Raw genomic sequence first — 18,376 nt, 5'->3', positions numbered from 1 at the left:
TTTTATAGCCTTGCCCCGCAATGCTTCTTATTCCGGATGCAGCATTCTCCAGACCCGCTCCGCCGACAGCGGAAGATCATAGCCGCGCTTGCCTGTGGCATGGGCAATAGCATTGGCAATCGCGCCGGGTACAGGATCAAGCGCAACCTCGCCAATCGATTTGGCGCCCATAGGGCCGTGGGGATCGGCTTCCTGGATAAAAGCTACCTCGATTTGCGGGATATCCTTCGCACCCGGCATCCGGTAGTCCATCAGGGAGGGATTCATTACGCGCCCCTCTTTGACCACGAAATCCTCCATCGTTACCCAGCCGATCCCCTGGGCGACCGCTCCAAACACCTGGCCCTTGGCCATCGTCTCGTGAATGATGGTGCCAGAGTCATGTACGGCCCAGTAGCCCACTACCCGGGTCCGTCCCGTATCCGGGTCCACTTCCACTTCGGCAACATGTGCCGCAAATGGATAGTTGGGGGAGGGATGCCCATAATAGGTTGCATCCGGCAGCACGGTATCCGGAACATAGGTCTCCTTGATCTCCAGCTCTTCACCGGCATGTCTGGCACGGTACCAGGCTGAGGCATCAGACAATGAATATGACCGTCCTTCATGAATAAGGGTACCTTCCTGCCACTGCACCCCTTCACCCAGAACCTCCGCCGCAAGCTCCAGTATCACCCGCCGGATGGACCCGGCAGCCATCCGGACGGCATTGCCCCCCATTACCGTACTTCGTGAAGCCAGCGTGCCCAGCCCATACGGATAACGGCCGGTATCGCCGGATTTCACCAGCACCCCGCTTTCCGCAATTCCGAGTGTGCGGCTGGCAATCCGCGCATACGTCAGGGACATGCCTTGGCCCAGCTCAATCTCCCCTGTCTCCACCTCCAGTGTTCCGTCGCTCTTGAGCCGGACTACCGACGTAGAGCCGTCGAACCGGGGGTCAATGGCCCGAAAGCCGGAGACATGGTTCGCTACCGCAAGTCCGAGCCCCCTGTACTGCGGAAGCTCGTTCCTTCTCGACCAGCCGGACAGCTCCTTCACCTTCTCAATGCACTGCTCCAGCTCGCAGGTATCCAGCTCGTACCCGTGGATAGTGGTGTCGCCTTGATGGACGATATTATTCAGGCGCAGCTGCGCCGGGTCCATGTTCAGCTCAAGGGCAATTTCATCAATCACGCTCTCCACAGCAAAGAGCATTTCGGCATTTCCGAAGCCGCGCATGCAGGTCGTCGGACTGTTGTTGCTGTAGCATAAATGGCCCTCCGACCTCACGTTGCGGAAATGGTAGATATTATCCGGCCGGGTGCAGGCCGTGGAGATTACATTGGGACTCCAGTACACTCTTGCACCGGCATCGGCATAGACAGCCAGCTCTTTGTAGACAAAGTTGCCGTCCCGGTCCGCACCGATTTCAATATCAAAGATAAGCGGCACGCGGGGATGCGCCGTAATCATATCCTCATAGCGGTCCATGACGATTTTGACCGGACGGCGGGCGGCCATGGCCAGCGCAGCGGCGATGACATGCACCTTCAGCACATACTTGGAGCCGAACGATCCGCCGATGGGGGGAACGATAATCCGCACCTTATCCTCAGGCAAGCCGAAGCCGGCTGCATAGGTTTCTCTGGCCCGGTAGGGGATATGCGAAGGGGCCCAGATGGTAATGCCTTCTTCATCGGACCAGCTGGCAATGGCTCCGATCGGCTCCAGGTGGCCCTGATATATCCGGTTGGAGCGGTAGCGCCCGCCTTTGACAACAACAGCCTCACGTTTCCCCCGCTCCACATCTCCGCGCTCCAGTTCAATATGCATAGGCCGGTTCAGCTCCGCATCCTCATGAAGCGCCGGGGCATCCGGGGCCATGGCCGCTTCAGGATCGAATACGCCGGGCAGCGGCTCGAAGTCGGCCTCGATCAGCGCCAGCGCCTTGGCGGCGGCCTCTTTCGTCTCGGCAGCCACCGCCGCGATCTCGTCCCCGATGAACAAGACCCGGTCCTTCGCCAGAATGTTCCAATCCTTGAACTTGGTAGGTCCGTATTGATGCTCGGGGACATCCGCTGCGGTAATGACGGCAACTACACCTTCCACTTCCCGGGCGCGCTCCACATCCAGTCTTGTAATCCGGGCATGGGCATAGGGACTGCGGTATATTGCCCCTACCAGCTGCCCGGGCAGATTCATATCATGCACATAACGCGTCTGCCCTTCCAGCTTCGATTGCAGGTCCAGCGGTGATTTGGTCTTGTTGTCTCTCATGGTCTCCCGCCTCTCAGCGCAATAACCCGCTCTGCCGCAGTAATAATGCCCAGATACCCGGTGCAGCGGCAGAGATTGTTCTTCAGCGCCGCACCGGCATCCCCTCCGAACAGGGCCGGATTCTGCAGATAAGCCCATACCGTGACCATGACGCCGGGAGTGCAGAACCCGCATTGGACTCCGCCCTCCTCAAGCATCAGCCCGGCCAGGGTTTGGAACTCTTCACGCTGTGACAAGCCTTCAATGGTCTCTATGCTCTGTCCCTGAGCCGAGCCGGCGGGGACCAGGCAGGACACTACCGGCTGCCCGTCCAGCAGTACGGTGCAGGCACCGCACTCTCCGGTCCGGCAGCCTATTTTGGTTCCGGTCAGACCTTGTCCTTCACGGATGACATCTGCGAGTGAGGCCGCCTCATCCCCCGCCCATGACCGTTCTCTGCCGTTGATCGTTAATTGGATCAGGCGGTCTTGTTCTGCCTTCACTTTGATCGCGCCTCCTTACCGTTATGTGTTCAATACGGACGGATGAAATACTTCCTCTAAGGCAAGCTCGCGCGCAAGCAGACCATCCTCCCGCAGATAGGTCATGAATTTTTGGATTTGACTCCAATTCTTGCTGATCCCATACGGCCAGATACCGCCAGCCATAAGACCGGAGGAACGCTCTGCAGATTCCCAAACCCACGGATCTGAGGTTTGGTTCTTGATCGTTTCAAGCAGCCCGGCGATGCCTTCGTCCTTAATGTCCAGCAGCAGATCATACAGGCGGACCGGCAGCTCCGGATAAGTCTCTGCCGTATCCTGCTTAAGCGATACCAGGTGCATAATCGGAAACAGCTTGGTACGCCCGTAATACTCACGTTCGGCATTCCATACATCGGGAATCAGCCGGCGGATCACTCCGCCCTCTCCAGAGGACGGAAAGAGATTCGCCGGAGGACGGCGGGCAGACATGACAGCATCCACTCTGCCGTCTGCCAAAGCCGCAAAGATATCCCCTTCGGTCAAAACCGCAGGAATCTTCACCGGCACACGTTCGGGCCGGAAGGTGAACCACTGCATGTCCTCCTGGCCGATGCCCCATTCCTCCCGGAACATCCCTCTTACCCAGACTGCCGCAGTCATTTGGTATTCCGGGAATCCGAAACGGCGGCCCTTCAGCTCCGAAGGATGCCGGTACGGGCTGTCCGAACGCACATATATCGCATTATGCCGGAACGAACGGGACAGAAATACGGGAATGGCCGTCAGCCTCGTATCCCCGCCTCCTTTGGCGATCAGATACGAGGCCAGCGACAGCTCCGACACATCATAAGCCGCTTCTGAAATTTGCTTCACAAAAATCTCTTCAATGGAGGCCTGCTGGGCCTCCAGCTGAAATCCGGGAAGACGGCGGCTGCCTGCAAGCAGCTTGGCTGTCCGGTCACTCTCGGACATTGCTATCGTAAGTCTGGTATCCGGCATATCTCTATCCCCTCCACTGTAACCTGCAGGCTATCCAATCAAGGTATGGGCTGCACGTTTAATATAAGTATTGACCAATGACCGCCTGTAGGCCGCACTGGCCCTGATATCCGAAATCGGGGAGCTCCGCTGTTCATAGAGTTCGGCAAGCTGCTGCAGCTTGCTGTCATTGAGGCCGCCTCTCCACAGCAGCTCCTCCTCCTCGCTCAGCGTAAAAGCTTTGGGAGCCGCTGCTCCCACCGCTGCGGAAGCCCAATCCACCTCTTTTCCCGTGCCGGCAAGAACCAGCGCTACCGAAACAATGGAGATGTCTGTCGCCGCCCGCTGGTCATGCCGGAGAAAGATCTGGCGCACGCCAAGCATCCGCTGCGGAATGAACAAAGAGACAATCAGCTCTCCCGGCTGAAGCCCTGTAAGCTTGGGGCCCTGGATGAACTCCGCCACCGGCACGCCCCGGGTTCCGGCTGGACCGCTCAGCCGCACCTCCGCACGGTATGCCACCAGCGGCACAACCATATCGGCCGCCGGGGAGGCATTGGCGACATTGCCCCCCAGCGAAGCCCGGTTCTGGATTTGCCAGCCGCCAACAATCCGCGCCGCCTGCTGCAGCGCGGGAACAATGCCGAAGGCTTCGTCACCCCAGATCTCCGCCGCAGTGATGCCTGCGCCGATCTCCAGCCCTTCTTCTGTGAGGCTGACCTTATGCAGCTCCGGGATTCCCCGCAGGTCCAGCCAGTCCATATTTACCGGTGCCGTCTGCTTGACCTGTCCGCCTACGAACAGATCCGTCCCCCCGCAGACTGGGCGGGGCTGCTGCTCCTGCAGCAGCTCAAGCGCTTCCGGCAAGCTGCCGGGCCGTAACCAAGCCATAGCGGACCTCCTAAAAGTTTGGTGAGCTTACTCTATCTGTCTTCACTTCGTGCAAAACTCGCTTTGGAAGCATACACCCAAGTTTTGTTAGCATGCTGCTTGTCTTCGCCCCGAACAAAATTTGCTTGGCAGGCATACGCCAATTTTATTGGAATATACTCCCAATAATCATTTTGGAAGCATACGCCAGTTTTGCGGAGCTGTGCTCTACTCCAGCGCAGTGGCGAGATCCTTGATCCAGGGACGGCCGGTCAGCGGCTCAATCTTGACCTCGCTGTTCTCGACCGCGCGGATGCTGCACAGAAAGCCGGCCTTGCCGTCAACAATGGCGGAGCATTCCTTGCAGGCATTGGCCGAGCGGCAGGAATATCTCACGGAAAAGGAAGGATCTTTATGCTCCCTGATCCAGAACACCGCGTCCAAGAGGCTCATTCCATCTCTGTAGGGTACCTCATAAGGGACCAGGACAGTCCCGCTCCCAGCGTCGCCACGCACAACATTCAACGTAACCGTAGACATTAATGACTCTCCTCCCATCTTAACTAAGCTCAAAATATCACTGTTCCGGGCTTCAACCGCAGCTCGCAATTGAAGGCGAAAAGTCGCTTTGCCCATCCGTTTCTCAGGCAGAACGTGTTTTCACACAGTTTAAGTTCCGCCTCGCAGCTGCATTTAATCCACCCTGTAGCAACAGAGAATTAAGTGGAAGATGGCAAACTAATTTGCACGTTTTTGCAGCTTTCCAGTATTTAAGTGGAAAAAGTAAACCTAATAACCTTCACTTCGCCCAACACCCTGATTTTGGTGCGATTTAAGTATACTTTTTCCCACTATTTGCTTATGGAACGCCAACCGGTACACTTTAGTTGTACTTTTTCCACTTCACTTGGACCTAAAGCTGGCGCAGACCACCATAACCCTACATTCCGCTAATCCAAGGATGCCAGGCTACCTTTTCTGCACGCAGCCGACAGCCTCATTAGCTCTTCACTTCCCTGCCCCCAGCCGACAGCCTCATTAGCTTCTATTTACTTTCCCTGCTCCCAGCCGATAGCCTCATTAGCTTCTATTTACTTTCCCTGCCCCCAGCCAACAGCCTCATTAGCTTCTATTTACTTTCCCTGCCCCCAGCCGACAGCCGCATTAGCTTCTCTTGACTTTCCCTGCCCCCAGCCGACAGCCGCATTAGCTTCTATTTACTTTCCCTGCACGCAGCCAACAGCCTCATTAGCTCTCCTTACTTTCCCTGCAGCGTGGACGGCAGCTGAATAAGCTCTATCTTCCACGCTCCTGCGTCATCCATAGAGAAGCTGGAGCTGACCGGCACCTCAAGGGAGGGCTCGTAGTCCAGCCGCACATGGGCGCCCCGCGATTCCTTTCTTTCCAACGCGCCGATAATAATCGCTTCGCTGATTTTCAGCAGATTGTCCGCCTCCAGCTTCTCGATCAGCGTCAGGGCAAACAAGCTCTGCCTGGAAAGAGAGATGCTGTCCAGTTCTCCGCGCAGCGCCCGGATCTCCTCCAAGGCGGCGGTGAGGCCGCTTTCTGTACGAAGCGGACCCGCCCCCCTCCACATTACCTGCTGGATTTTCCGCTTGAAGGTCTGCAGAGACGCGGTATCCCGGTCTACCGGCTGCGGATGCCAGAATTGCTCCAGACGTTCAAGCTCGGCGTCAAGAGCCTTTATGACTGCCGATCCATCCCCAGCCTCCTTAGCCCTTCCCGCAGTCTCGCCGGCAATGCGCCCGGTAACGAGCGCTTCCGTGATGGCATTGCCCGACAGGCGGTTGGCCCCGTGCATGCCGTAGATGAGCTCGCCCGCAGCCAGCAGGCCCGGAACCCGGGTTCTCATGCCGTCGTCCACCCGGACGCCGCCCAGCATGAAATGCGCCATCGGGGCCACTTCAACCATATCCTTGGTCAGATCAACGCCCTGATTGCGCAGAATGCCGATCACGGGTCCGAAGGCTTCCTTCAGCTTGTCCTCAGGCACCATGCGGAAGTCAAGGTAAGCTCCGCCATGCGGTGTGCCGCGTCCCGCTTCGACCTCGCGGAAGATCGCGAGTGTGGTCTGGTCGCGCGCCGCCGTATATTTTCCGGCTACTTCTCCGTTGTACTTATCCATGAACTCTTCATGCTGGCCGTTAAGCAGCCGTCCTCCCAGCTTATAGCGGAAAGGGTCCCACATAATCGGATCAATCCCCACCAGAGGCGGGAACAAATGGGCAATGGGGAAAAACTGCACCATCTCCATGTCTCTCACCTCGGCGCCTGCCTCCGCAGCCAGCACAAAGCCGTCCCCTGTCATATTGGCGGAAGCGCTGTTCCGCTCATACACCTCGGTCAGCCCTCCGGTCGCGAGTATTACGGAACCCGCGGCGATGCTGACCGGCCGGAAGGCTTCCATTTCGAAACCGACCGCACCGACCGCGCGGCCTTCTTCCACCACGATTTTGGTAATCATCATATTCTTCAGCCGCTTGATCTTCGGCTCCTTCCAGATCGCCTTCTTCAATCCACCGGCTGTGGCTCCGCCGGTATTCAGAATATCCACATAGACGCAGCGGGCCTTGGAATGCCCGGGAGCAAAAGCCTGTGAACGCTTGCCGTCGGCGGTTCTTGCCCACCGGACGCCATAGCCCTCAGCCTCCAGAATCACTTCCGGCCCTCTCTCCACAATGGCCCGCACAATAGCCGGATCTGCCATCCCGCGGCTGCCCTCCATCGTATCCTTGAAGTGGATGTCCGGATTATCCTCTTCCGCTTCTCCCAGTGCCACGGCTACAGTCATCTGCGCCAGAATCGTAGCACCGCCCCGGCTGATCAGGCTTTTGTCGGCCAGAACAACCTCTGCCCCTTCATCAGCGGCGGCCCTTGCCGCCATCAATCCGGCTGCCCCGGAGCCGATGACCAGCACATCGGTCTGTAAATGCAATGCTTCCATGGGTTGCTTCCTCCTCTCTTCGTCAGCCTCTCCCGGCCAGTGTAACGCCTATCGGCTGGACTGCCACCCCGTCTGCCTTGAGCGAGCTGTTGATTTTCGCAGCGAATTCCACCGCATGGATGCCATCGCCATGAATACAGATGGTATCCGCCTGAATAGCGATATCCGCTTGCCCGGCGGCGAGAACCTTGCCTTCGGTCACCATCCGGATGACCTGTCTGATCGACTGCTGCTCATCGGTAATCACTGAATCCGGCAGTCTTCTGGAGGTTAGCGAGCCATCCGGCTGATAGGTGCGGTCGGAGAAAACCTCACTCGCCGTCCGCAGTCCTATCTTCTGTCCGGCCTTGACCAGCTCACTTCCGGCGAGTCCAAACAGAATAAGCTCCGGCTCTACCCGGTACACCGCTTCAGCAATGGCTTCGGCCAGGGGGGCGCTGCGGGCGGCCATATTGTACAAAGACCCGTGCGCCTTGACATGCTGCAGCACAGCGCCCTCCGAACGAACGAAGCCCCATAGGGAGCCGATTTGATAGACCGTAATGTCATACGCTTCTTCCGGTGAAATGTCCATATCCCTGCGGCCAAAGCCGGTCAGATCCTGAAGTCCAGGATGCGCGCCGATGGCTACCTTATGCTCAAGCGCAAGCCGTACCGTGCGCCGCATCGTCGCCGGATCACCGGCGTGAAATCCGCAGGCGATGTTCGCCGAGGTTACATATTCCAATACTTCCCCATCACTTCCCAGCTTATAAGCGCCGAAGCTCTCACCCATATCACAGTTCAGATCTACAACCTTCATCTAATACATGCCTCCTGCCTGCAAGAAATAATATTGGGATTATATAAGGGACCCGAAAAATTCAGGGTCTGTCAAGCTGTATGCCGGTTTAAAACTCCTTCAGCCAATCTGAAACTCCTTCAAATAAATCCCGGGCGGGCGTGTGCCTGTTGCATTTTCTGCAGCAGATCACCCCTAAATCAGCCGAAAAACTGATGCTGCTGCACAAAGTACAGTCATGCGGCTGATCCTCAACGGATATCGGACAAAATGCTACAGATATCAGGTTCAATCTATATAGTTTTACTTTTTCCGCTCAGCTTCAGCTCTCTGCAGAGCCTGAATGCCTCCACGAGCCCTCAGCCTTACCGGCTTAATTCATAAGGCGGCTTCCCCTGCTCCCGGAAGAACAGGGCGGCCTCAAACCGCGGAGGCGTTCTTCCGCAGTCTGAGGCCATATATCTCCTATTATGGCTTCTCAAGCCACCGGTTCTTCTCGTCTGCATTCAGATCACGCAGCGCCTGCAGGTCGGCGAGGTCCACATGGTCCCGGGGAACCACCGCGCGTTTGGGGAACATGACCGGCGGTGCCGGCTTGGTGGCATCCACAATAACCGCACTGGACATTCGCGGAGTGTTCTTGCCCTCCTTGTTATAGTCCCAGTTGGTAGGCAGCAGGCCGCCGGGGCCATTCCATTGGGGAATGACCAGCAGATCGCGCTCCGCGTCAAAGCGCGTACCGATCGCCCAGGCCACTTCCTCGCCGTTGAACACATCAATATCCTCATCGACAACCACGATATGCCGCAGATTCTCGGGTTCGGTGTTCAGTGCGGCGAAGGCCGCCTTCTTCACATCCGCGTCCCGCTCTTTATGAAGCGAGATATAGCAGTTCATCCGGCTGTAGAATGGAACATTGACCGTCTTCAGGCTTGGGACCACCTCTTTAACCGTCTGATAAATGCTTCCCGAGCGCGGAACTCCGCCAACGACGAGATGCTCTCGGCTGGAAGCGACAATGTCCTGAAAAATGGCATTTTTACGGTGGGTGATCCGGGTAATGCGGATGATCGGAACGGAGCCGCCGCCCAGATAGTGGCCGGGCCATTCGCCGAACGGCCCTTCGGGGTGGTCCTCATCGGCAAGAATCTCGCCTTCCAGGATAAACTCGGCATGGGCCGGAACGAGCAGATCGGAGGTTTCCGCCTGCACCAGCTCCAGCGCTTCGCCCATCAGAGCGCCAGCGGCTTCATATTCCCCGCCGATGCCCTGCACACGGGAAACGGCGCCCATAACGAAACCGGGATGGTGGCCGATGGCAATGGCAACCGGCGCAGGCTTCCCCTGCTTTTTATATTTCTTATAGATTAATCCGCCATGATGCGCGCCGAGGAACCAGACGCCCATATCGCGCTCGTTAAAAATCTGATGACGGTATATCCCGGCATTGATCAGCCCGGTATCCGGGTCGCGGATAATCATGACGCCGGCGGAAAGGTACGGACCTCCGTCCATTTCGTTATGCACAGGAATCGGCAGCTTTCCGAGGTCCACATCCTTTTCCTCAATGACCGTCTCCTTCACCTTGGCCTTCGAACGGTCAATGACCACGGGCGCAATCGGCTGCTCCAGCTTTTCGCCGTACACCCGGGGAATGTCCTGCACTTCACAGTCCAGGTAGACGGCGATCCGGTCGTAGGATGTAAGCAGATTGGAAATGCAGGCCAGCTCCGAGCCCTTCACCTGATTGAACAGAAGCGCGGAGTAGTCTCCCTTCTCAGCCAGCGCCGAGGCATATGCGGTAATTCCAAAGCGCGGGTCCACTTCCGTATCCACCAGTCTGACGCTCTGCGCATCCGCCTCTGTCAGCTGATGAAGATAGGTTCTTAAATCCTTTGCCATAAATCGCACACATCCTTTCTTTATGGGAGTAAGGACAAATCGACAGTCTGGTCAAAAGGAATCTCTTCCGTAAGAATTCCCTGGTCGAGCTGTGTCTTCTGCACAATCGCTGCGCCCTCTTCACTCAGGACCAGACCGGCCGGAACCTTGGCCAGCTGGTTCTTGACTGCGGATTCCATAACCTCCTGCGGTACCTGATCGAATTCCTTCAGCATGGCGGTTACCGCACTGGCCGGGTCTGCCTGTGCCCGCTCGTTGATCTCGTTGTTAACAGCCAGGAAACGGCGCATGGCATCCTCATTTTTGCCTACCCAGTCGGTTTTCGCCATAATGATGATCCCGGCGTAGTCAAACGGCGGATCATACAGCACCCGGTAATCCCCGGTAGCCAGCATTTGCGAAATATTCGGCTCCGAGACCATGCCCCCGGCGACCTTGCCGCTCTCGATTGCAGCCAGCATTGTGGCTCCGCTGCCGCCGTTGATGATCTGCACTTCTTTCTCAGGGTCAATGTTCGCTTCCTTCAGACCCTCGCGCAGCCCGGTATCCGAGAGGCTTCCCACCTTGGTTACGGCAAGCGTGGCTCCCTTTAAGTCCTCAAGCGTTTGATACTCGGAATCCTTTTTGACCAGCAGGGTGTACCCTACGCCATTGTATATTTCTCCGTAAGCCTTCACGCCCAGGCCGTTCTTCTGCTGTCTCAAGACATGCTCGTAGGAGCCGAGCACAACATCAAGGCTGCCCCCGACCAGCGCCTGAACCATATCGGCGCCCGAGTTGAAGCTCTGCATTTCAATCTTGATCCCGGCCTGTTCAAAAGAGCCGTCGTTGATGCCGATCTGCGAGATAATCGGAGTCATTCCGCCGCCGACCAGACCGAGACGGATTGTAACCTCTTCCTGCGGCGCATCCGTGCTTTCCCCGCCGCTGCCCGCATTTGCGGTTTCCGCAGGGGCAGTGGTTGCCGGAGAATCCGTTGCCGCGGCATTATTCGCCGGAGCGTTGTTCCCGCCGCAGGCGCTGAGCACCATGATCATCAGAATAAGCAGTGCAGCAGTCATCGTTTTTGTTTTTTTCACAGTGATTCCTCCCAAGTAATATTTATTTGGTTTTCCTGCTCCGCCCAAGGCCCTGTATAAGAAATCGCAGCGGAGTCTAACGGTATTTCAACAGACGGCGTTCCAACTGAATAACGATTTGCTCCAGAACCACGGCAATGAGCATAATCAGCACCAGACCGGTGAAGATGCCTGTGGTGTCCAGCATGCTCGACGAATAAGTAATATAATAGCCGAGTCCCCGGTTCGAGCCGACCAATTCGGCAATGACCGAACCAATCAGCGCCATGCCGATGTTCAGCCGGAGACTGGTCAGAATCCAGACTGTAATGGACGGCAGCACCACCCACCGCAGCTTATGGGTCCATTTCCCTTTGAAGGTGCTCATCATGTCCATCAGGTCCCTGTCGATATTGCGGATTCCCTCATAGGCATTGTAGAAAGCCACAAAGATGACCATCGCCACCACCATCAGAATTTTGGAGGACATGCCGATGCCGAACCAGACGATAAACAGCGGGGCAAGCGATACGCGCGGAAGACTGTACAGCGCCATAATATACGGGTAAATCCATTTCTCAACAACTCCGCTGAAGGCAAGCACAATCCCCAGCAGCGTACCGGCGACCATACCGATCAGCAGACCGACCACCGCTTCCTGCAGCGTGACGCTCATATGGAACCAGAGGTCGCCGTCCACAAGCATATCGTAGATCCGTTTCAGGATTAAGGAGGGCTTGCTCACCCAGAAAGAATTGAAGGCTCTGCCCGATAACAGCTCCCAGAGGCCTACTGTCAGAAGGAACACCACGATTCTGCCAATCCAGATGGTAGCCTGGCTGGGCCGCTGACGCCTGGATGAAGGGCTGCGGGAAATAATGCTCTTTGATTTCTCTGCCATTCCTTGTCTCCTTCCTAGCTTCCATCAGCCATTTGCAACCAGATTTCCTTCTGCAGCTCCTTGAACACCGGGTCAAACCGGATATCGTAAAAAGGCCGGGGGCGTTCGAGATTGATTTTAAAATCCGCTTTGATCCTTCCCGGACGCGCGGACATTACAATTACCCGGTCCGATAAGGCAATCGCCTCTTCGATATCATGGGTGATGAACAGTACGCTTTTGCCGACACGCTCCCAGATTTTCAGGAACTCTTCACCGATCTTCACCCGGGTCTGGGCATCCAGAGGACCAAACGGCTCGTCCATCAGATAAATATCGGGATCATAGGCAAAGGTGCGGGCCAGCGCAACTCTTTTCCGCATGCCTCCGGAGAGCTGCTTCGGATAATATTGTCCAAAGCCGTCCAGGCCGACCATCTGCAGCAGGCGCTCTGCCTCCCGAAGCTGCTCCTGTCTGGACAAGCCCTTGATTTCCAGGGGCAGCCGCACATTATCGACAACTGTTTTCCACGGCAGCAGCGCATCATTCTGGAAGACCATGCCCACCTGGTCAGGAACGCCTTGAACCTTCTTTCCGTCGATATAAGCACCGCCTTCAGCCGGCTCGAGCAGGCCGGATACGACCTTGAGCAGTGTGGATTTCCCGCAGCCGCTGGGTCCGACCACCGATACAAATTCGCCATCCTCTACCGTCAGACGGACATGCTCCAGGGCAACGGTGTGCTGCTCCTTGGTATAATACTCTACCTTCAGATCATCGATCAGAAGCTTCGGCGGGTTGATCTTCTCCATGCAATCACTCCTTTCTTCCTACCGTTATGTTTTTGCTGCCATCCTTTCTACAGCTGGCTCAGCGCACTGCGCAGCCTGCTTATCTCCAGCTCACGGAGTATATTCAGCTCCTGCGCTTCCCGCAGGGAAACGCAGCTGAAGCGGACGGCGCCTCCCAGATTAACCTGTGCGAGCAGCGGCAAATCCACTGAAATTACCTGAGCCAGCTTCGGATAGCCTCCGGTGGTTTGCCGGTCAGCCATCAGTACAATCGGATTCCCCCCCGCAGGTACCTGAATCGTTCCGAAGGTCACTGCGGAGGAAATCATCTCCTTCTCTTCCGCAAGCCTGAGAGTGCCGCCGGAAAGGCGGTAGCCCATGCGGTCGGATTGCGTCAGTACCGTGAAGGGCTCATTCAAGAAGGTGTGCAGGCTGCCGCCTTCAAACAAATGATATTCCTCGCCTTCCGTCACCCGTATGACGGGCTCGCCGGAATAGGCAGGAAGCAGCTCGGGGGCAACGAACCAGCTGCTGGCCGCCGCGGCTCCTGATCCTGCTCTTCCAGTCAGCCTGTCGGCCAGACGGCGGCTCCGGCTGGATAATGCTCCTGCGGGCAGCACATCGCCTGCCCGGAGGGCTCTGCCCTGGTGTCCTCCAATACCGGCGCGCAAATAAGTGGAACGGCTGTTCATTTGCAGCGGGACATCAAGCCCGCCTGCGACCGCCAGATAAGCGCGGCAGCCGCTCCGCAGCCGTCCGAAATGCAGGCGGCTTCCCTTGGGCGCATACACGGTTCGCCAGAGCGGAACCGGAATTTCATCCAGCATAGGGGAGAGATCACCGCCGCAGACCGAGATCACCGCCGGGCTGTCAAAGGTCAAATCCGGACCCAGCATGGTAATTTCCAGGCCGGCCTCCTTCTCTGTGTTCCCGACTAACAAATTAGCCATACGCAGAGCAAAGCTGTCCATCGCTCCGCTGGCGATTACACCGTATTTTTGGGTTCCGAACCTGCCCAAATCCTGGATGGTTGAGAGCAGGCCCGGCTTCGTAATTAACAGACTCACCGCTCTTCTTCCCCCCATTTTCCGAATTCACGGAGGGTGATCGGGTAGAAGCGTACAATGTCCCCGGCCTGCAGCAGTGTCGGCGGCATGCACTCCGGCAGGAACAACGCTTTTGGCGTCTTGCCGATAAGCTGCCAGCCGCCTGGCGTTTCAATCGGATATACGCCGGTCTGGTCACCGGCAATCCCCACCGTTCCGGATGGGATGACCACCCTCGGGGTTTGCCGCCGCGGTGTGGCAATTCTCTCCGGCAGTCCGCCCAGGTACGCAAAGCCGGGAGCAAAGCCCAGCATATATACGAGATAGTCGGCGGAAGTGTGAATGTCTATCACTTCCTGCGGAGTCAGCCCGTTATGCTCCGCGACATAATCCAGATCCGGGCCACCCTCTCCGCCATAGCATACCGGGATATTCACAATCCGCGGCTGCCGGACCGCAGCATCTTTTACCTGACGCAGGATGTTCTCCAGTATCTCAGCCACTACGGCAAAGGGATAGTTCTCATTTCCCGGAGCGATCTTGCCGGCATGCTCCATAAGAACAGCCAACCCGTCGTAATATACCGCGACCGAAGAGAATGAAGGGACATATTCGATCATTCCTTTAAAAGGGTGCTGCTCCAGGTATTCCGACAACGCCCGGACCCGGCCGTAGATTTCGGTGCTGATGATATCCCCCAAGATCACTGCAGCCCCCGAGTCGCCCAAAGGGGCGATTTTTACTTTGCCTAAGGGTTCAAATCCCCTGACTTCAACAACATCACTCATCGGCAGCCATCACTTCGCAGACAGTCTGCATCATTTCCGTTCCTCATAGAATGTCCTCCTGGAATCGGCTTCAGGATTTCTCGAAATAAATTTTTCTTCTTCCACCGCCTTTATCCCTTTAGTGTGGTATAATGTCTAATAATTCCGAATTTCGGATTACATTTACCGAATTTTGATATCCTATATATACGATCATTATAGTTGGTATTCAATAAAAATCAAGGTTATTTTCAAATTTTGTCGTATTTTGTTGAATGTCAGGTATTTAAACCAGCCGGGGCAGGATTCAATCCCGGCTTTATTCGGTGTATACTTGTATTGCCGTATTATAAATACCGGATTCTATGAATGAACAGAAAGTGCAGGAGGAACAAAGTGCAAAATAAAAACAAAACCGTTGTAAGATCCATGGATCTTCTGAATCTCTTCTTAACCGAAACCAGATTAAATATAAATGACATCGTCCGGCTGTCCGGCATCCCCAAAACCTCGGTCCTTAGAATGCTGGGCTCACTGGAAGACATGGGATTTCTGGATAAAAACAAGGACGGCTATTACACGCTGGGTCTCTTGTTCCTGCAGTTTGGCAATCTGGTGGCAGAACGGCTGGATATCCGCCACGTGGCCCTGCCGGAGATGGAAAAGCTGCGGGATGAGCTCGGGGAAGCCGTGCACCTGGTGATCAGAGACGGCTGGGAGTCCCGGTATATTGAGAAGCTGGATACCCACCATCCGGTCAGGCTGTTCACCAAAATCGGGCGCAAGGCCCCGCTGTATGCCGGAGCCTCTTCCCGGATCATTCTCGCCTTCATGCCGGAGGAGGAGCGCCGGGAATATATGGATGAAATTGAGCTTGCTCCCATCGGCTCCGGCACTATCACCAGCAAGGAGAAGCTGCAGAAAGCACTGGAATGGACAAGGGAGAACGGCTACAGCTTCAGCCTGTCCGAGCTGGAGAACTATACCGCCGAGCTGAGCGCGCCTATCTTCGACCACAACGGCCAGATTGCCGCCGCACTGAGCATTGCCGGACTGGATGTACGGTTTGGGGATGAGCATATGCCTGAATTAATCAGCAGGCTCCAGGAGTCGGCAGAGAATGTGTCCCGCAAGCTGGGATGGTCCGCTCCTCTTTCTCTCCACATACAGCACTAGGGACAGTTTGCCTTTTCATTCGGGAAAGCATACACAAAAGACTCTGTTTCATCTGCCTCAATGCAGCGTCAAAACACAAATAGCCCCACAATGTGGGGCTTTGGCTTTGAAGCTTCAGCAGGTGCTCTGCAGGAACTCCGAAAACACTCTATTGTTAATTCACTTCACGCGGAGTTCTTCAGGCGAGGATTCATTGCCGCCGGTTTTGCTCTTCGCTTCAAATTCAGCCCGGGTCATGACATCTTCGACATGCATATTGACCTCGACGACTTCCAGACCTGTCATATCATACATCGCTTTTTTGATTTTGCTGACTGCATCCTGGAAAATTGCCGGAACGTTTTTGCCGTATTCAACGATAACCTTCAAATCAATGGCAACCTGAAGCTCTCCTACCTCTGCGCCAATCCCTTTCGTAATATCTTCTGTGCTGCGAAGAAGATTGGTCAGTCCGCTCATAAACCCGCCGCTCATTGACAAAATGCCATCAATTTCGTTCGAGGCAAGCCCGGCTATCTTTTTAATGACTTGATTCTCGAACGTCAGTTTGTTTTCGTGTGCTGTCCCGTTTGGCTTGGCTGCTGTGTTAACTTGTACATTTGTCATTTAAATTTCTCCCTTGTCAATCTATTTTATTTGTTATGAAGCTTCAGCTGTTGGTGAATCCGGGTCAGCCTCTTCCAATAAATCGAATCCAACCCTTGACATCCAATAACCCGTCACGCCACTTCCCGATCAAAAAGCCGACCGAGGCGAAGACGAGGAGCAACAGCGTCGGCCCCCATCCAATCGTTAGGTAAAAGACAGCAGTCGCAAGCCCAAGGAGAAGTCCGCTGATTCGCCCCCGGTACGGGTAAAGCCACTTTCTGATTTCATTCATTTATAATGCGCCTCCCTTAAACAACACGCTCAATCACCTTAGACTTCACATCGCTGATATTCACCTTTGTACTGGTCACGGGAATTTCAAGCAAAGACTCCACGGCGCTTCTGACGCACTGCTGCATCTCTTTCGCCATTGAGGGCAGGCCGGTCTGGCCGAATACCGAACAATTGACCGTTAACGTAACGGTTTCTTTCCTGGAGTGGATATCTGCAGACACCTGCGGAGTGCGAATCCCCTGAAAACCGCGCAGCGCTTCGAGTGCCATATGCTCAATGGTATCGCGGGAAATAGTGATGCTTCCGTCTCCGCTGCGGATGAATAAACGGCTCCCCTTTGAACGGCTGAAAAGTCCTGTGAACAAAAGCACAAGGAATGCGAGACCTAAAAACACACTAATTGACAATATGGAATAGGTAAACCACTGCTGTTCCTGCCACTTCTCAATCAATGGACTGATATGCGGCAGATCATATACACCCAGTGCGAGAATGATAACGCTGACGAGTCCGGTTATTCCAATTACACTCAGCAGCAAACGGTTGAAGCCATTCATATGCCACCTTCTTTCATACTTTTTTTATGGAATTATTAATCCCTCAAAAAAAAAAAGACACCCGCGCCGTTCGACTCAAGTGCCTTGCCTTTTAATTTCCGATCCATTATCGCCTGTTATTATATATACCCACAAAAATATACTTTTGAACCAAATTATATTTTCCTGCTCATAAAAAGCATACAAGTGGAAACGGCTTCGCCGTCCTCTGAAAGAGGCGGCACTCGTTTCTCCAAAAATAGAAGGATACTTGATAGCGTAAAACATATAAACCTGAATTTCGAAAGTAAGTATCCACAAATCATCTAAATAGCTCTACATTGGTTCCATTCACTTTCGGAATTCAGGATGAATGGAACCGGCGAACCTGAACAACAAGCTGACGGAACGCAAGGAGGTTCATAGGAAACGAAAGCGAAGTGTAAAAAGTAACACTAATGGGCTGGAATTCTGGCTTTAACGATTTTTAGTGGGATTTTGTACACCTAATGGAGGCCCGCTCCCCCATATGCCTGAATTCAGCCAAATTAGGTGTACTTTTTCCCACTAGGGATAATTCAGGATCCGAATACGGTGGATTAGTTATCCTTTTTCCCACTAAAATGGCTGCCCTTTGGATAAATAGTTCAAGTTCCATCTTAATGTAGGCGAATTTCTCTGCAAGGGAGAGAGCCGGATCGATTAGGGAGCCTTTTTCCCGCTAACCCTTGCGAAAAAGCAGCTGGGGGAATATGAAGTGACCTTTTTCACTTGGCTTCCCGCCTGGCTTCAGCAGCCAGCCTTACACCTGAAATGCAAACAGCTGCGCTGCCCGGTTAAGGACGGCGCAGCCGTTTCAGCGGGAAAGATAAGGTTAATGTATAGCGTGAAACATATAAATTCTGCTATGAACAAATCTGTCAAGCACACCGTTGCATACAGGGGCTAAACGGCTCGGCACGGGACAAAAATACAGTCGTCGGCTTGCACACTGCTATTCGTGGGTTGGATACCACCGGGT

At 55.0% G+C, this 18,376-nt stretch carries 17 protein-coding genes; 1 reads left to right on the top strand and 16 read right to left on the bottom strand.

Translation table 11 applies throughout. The features are described 5' to 3' along the window. Window positions 1-27: 27 nt before the first annotated feature. The 13 genes from HYD27_RS25025 to pxpB form a co-directional block, all read right to left on the bottom strand. Complete coding sequence (locus HYD27_RS25025; protein WP_219219729.1) at window positions 28-2,259, bottom strand: xanthine dehydrogenase family protein molybdopterin-binding subunit; 2,232 nt, start codon at window positions 2,257-2,259, stop codon at window positions 28-30. Continuing rightward, window positions 2,256-2,741 carry a (2Fe-2S)-binding protein gene (locus HYD27_RS25020; RefSeq protein ID WP_309242127.1) on the bottom strand — a complete coding sequence of 162 codons (486 nt, stop codon included), beginning with the start codon at window positions 2,739-2,741 and terminating at the stop codon, window positions 2,256-2,258. The genes HYD27_RS25025 and HYD27_RS25020 overlap by 4 nt, the downstream gene beginning before the upstream one ends. 21 nt (window positions 2,742-2,762) lie before the next feature. Then, window positions 2,763-3,722, bottom strand: a complete 960-nt coding sequence (locus tag HYD27_RS25015; protein WP_219219726.1) for a substrate-binding domain-containing protein — start codon at window positions 3,720-3,722, stop codon at window positions 2,763-2,765. 30 nt (window positions 3,723-3,752) lie between these two features. After that, on the bottom strand, window positions 3,753-4,592 hold the full coding sequence (locus HYD27_RS25010; RefSeq protein WP_219219724.1) for an FAD binding domain-containing protein: 840 nt from the start codon (window positions 4,590-4,592) through the stop codon (window positions 3,753-3,755). Between the two features lie 207 nt (window positions 4,593-4,799). Then, complete coding sequence (locus HYD27_RS25005) at window positions 4,800-5,111, bottom strand: 2Fe-2S iron-sulfur cluster-binding protein (protein WP_219219721.1); 312 nt, start codon at window positions 5,109-5,111, stop codon at window positions 4,800-4,802. A 718-nt stretch (window positions 5,112-5,829) separates the two neighbouring features. Next, window positions 5,830-7,536 (bottom strand): FAD-binding protein, encoded by a 1,707-nt coding sequence (locus HYD27_RS25000; RefSeq protein ID WP_219219719.1) that lies wholly within the window; start codon window positions 7,534-7,536, stop codon window positions 5,830-5,832. A 22-nt stretch (window positions 7,537-7,558) separates the two neighbouring features. Beyond that, window positions 7,559-8,338: a LamB/YcsF family protein gene (locus tag HYD27_RS24995; RefSeq protein WP_219219717.1), complete on the bottom strand. Its 780-nt coding sequence runs from the start codon at window positions 8,336-8,338 to the stop codon at window positions 7,559-7,561. Between the two features lie 447 nt (window positions 8,339-8,785). After that, window positions 8,786-10,219 (bottom strand): UbiD family decarboxylase, encoded by a 1,434-nt coding sequence (locus tag HYD27_RS24990; RefSeq protein WP_219219715.1) that lies wholly within the window; start codon window positions 10,217-10,219, stop codon window positions 8,786-8,788. A 20-nt stretch (window positions 10,220-10,239) separates the two neighbouring features. Beyond that, a complete protein-coding gene (locus HYD27_RS24985; protein WP_219219713.1) occupies window positions 10,240-11,298 on the bottom strand; it encodes an ABC transporter substrate-binding protein in 1,059 nt (352 codons plus the stop codon). 76 nt (window positions 11,299-11,374) lie between these two features. Next, window positions 11,375-12,178, bottom strand: a complete 804-nt coding sequence (locus tag HYD27_RS24980; RefSeq protein ID WP_219219711.1) for an ABC transporter permease — start codon at window positions 12,176-12,178, stop codon at window positions 11,375-11,377. A gap of 14 nt (window positions 12,179-12,192) precedes the next feature. Continuing rightward, complete coding sequence (locus HYD27_RS24975) at window positions 12,193-12,969, bottom strand: ABC transporter ATP-binding protein (protein WP_219219709.1); 777 nt, start codon at window positions 12,967-12,969, stop codon at window positions 12,193-12,195. A gap of 47 nt (window positions 12,970-13,016) precedes the next feature. Next, window positions 13,017-14,015, bottom strand: coding sequence for a 5-oxoprolinase subunit C family protein (locus HYD27_RS24970; protein WP_309242126.1), 999 nt, complete (start codon window positions 14,013-14,015; stop codon window positions 13,017-13,019). After that, window positions 14,012-14,782, bottom strand: a complete 771-nt coding sequence (pxpB, locus tag HYD27_RS24965; protein ID WP_219219704.1) for a 5-oxoprolinase subunit PxpB — start codon at window positions 14,780-14,782, stop codon at window positions 14,012-14,014. Before pxpB ends, HYD27_RS24970 begins: the two co-directional genes overlap by 4 nt. Before the next feature lie 375 nt (window positions 14,783-15,157). On the opposite strand from pxpB, the gene HYD27_RS24960 reads away from it, so the two are divergent. Next, window positions 15,158-15,937, top strand: coding sequence for an IclR family transcriptional regulator (locus tag HYD27_RS24960; protein WP_219219702.1), 780 nt, complete (start codon window positions 15,158-15,160; stop codon window positions 15,935-15,937). Window positions 15,938-16,096: 159 nt separating this feature from the next. Here the strand turns inward: HYD27_RS24960 and HYD27_RS24955 are convergent, their stop codons facing one another. The 3 genes from HYD27_RS24955 to amaP form a co-directional block, all read right to left on the bottom strand. Beyond that, window positions 16,097-16,543 carry an Asp23/Gls24 family envelope stress response protein gene (locus HYD27_RS24955; protein WP_219219700.1) on the bottom strand — a complete coding sequence of 149 codons (447 nt, stop codon included), beginning with the start codon at window positions 16,541-16,543 and terminating at the stop codon, window positions 16,097-16,099. A gap of 64 nt (window positions 16,544-16,607) precedes the next feature. Next, window positions 16,608-16,817 (bottom strand): DUF2273 domain-containing protein, encoded by a 210-nt coding sequence (locus tag HYD27_RS24950; protein WP_219219698.1) that lies wholly within the window; start codon window positions 16,815-16,817, stop codon window positions 16,608-16,610. A 16-nt stretch (window positions 16,818-16,833) separates the two neighbouring features. Beyond that, window positions 16,834-17,376 (bottom strand): alkaline shock response membrane anchor protein AmaP, encoded by a 543-nt coding sequence (amaP, locus tag HYD27_RS24945; protein WP_219219696.1) that lies wholly within the window; start codon window positions 17,374-17,376, stop codon window positions 16,834-16,836. Window positions 17,377-18,376 lie beyond the last annotated feature (1,000 nt).

The organism is Paenibacillus sp. S150 (genome assembly GCF_019352175.1).
GTDB lineage: Bacteria > Bacillota > Bacilli > Paenibacillales > Paenibacillaceae > Paenibacillus_AQ.
This window is presented reverse-complemented; position numbering and strand designations above follow the sequence as displayed.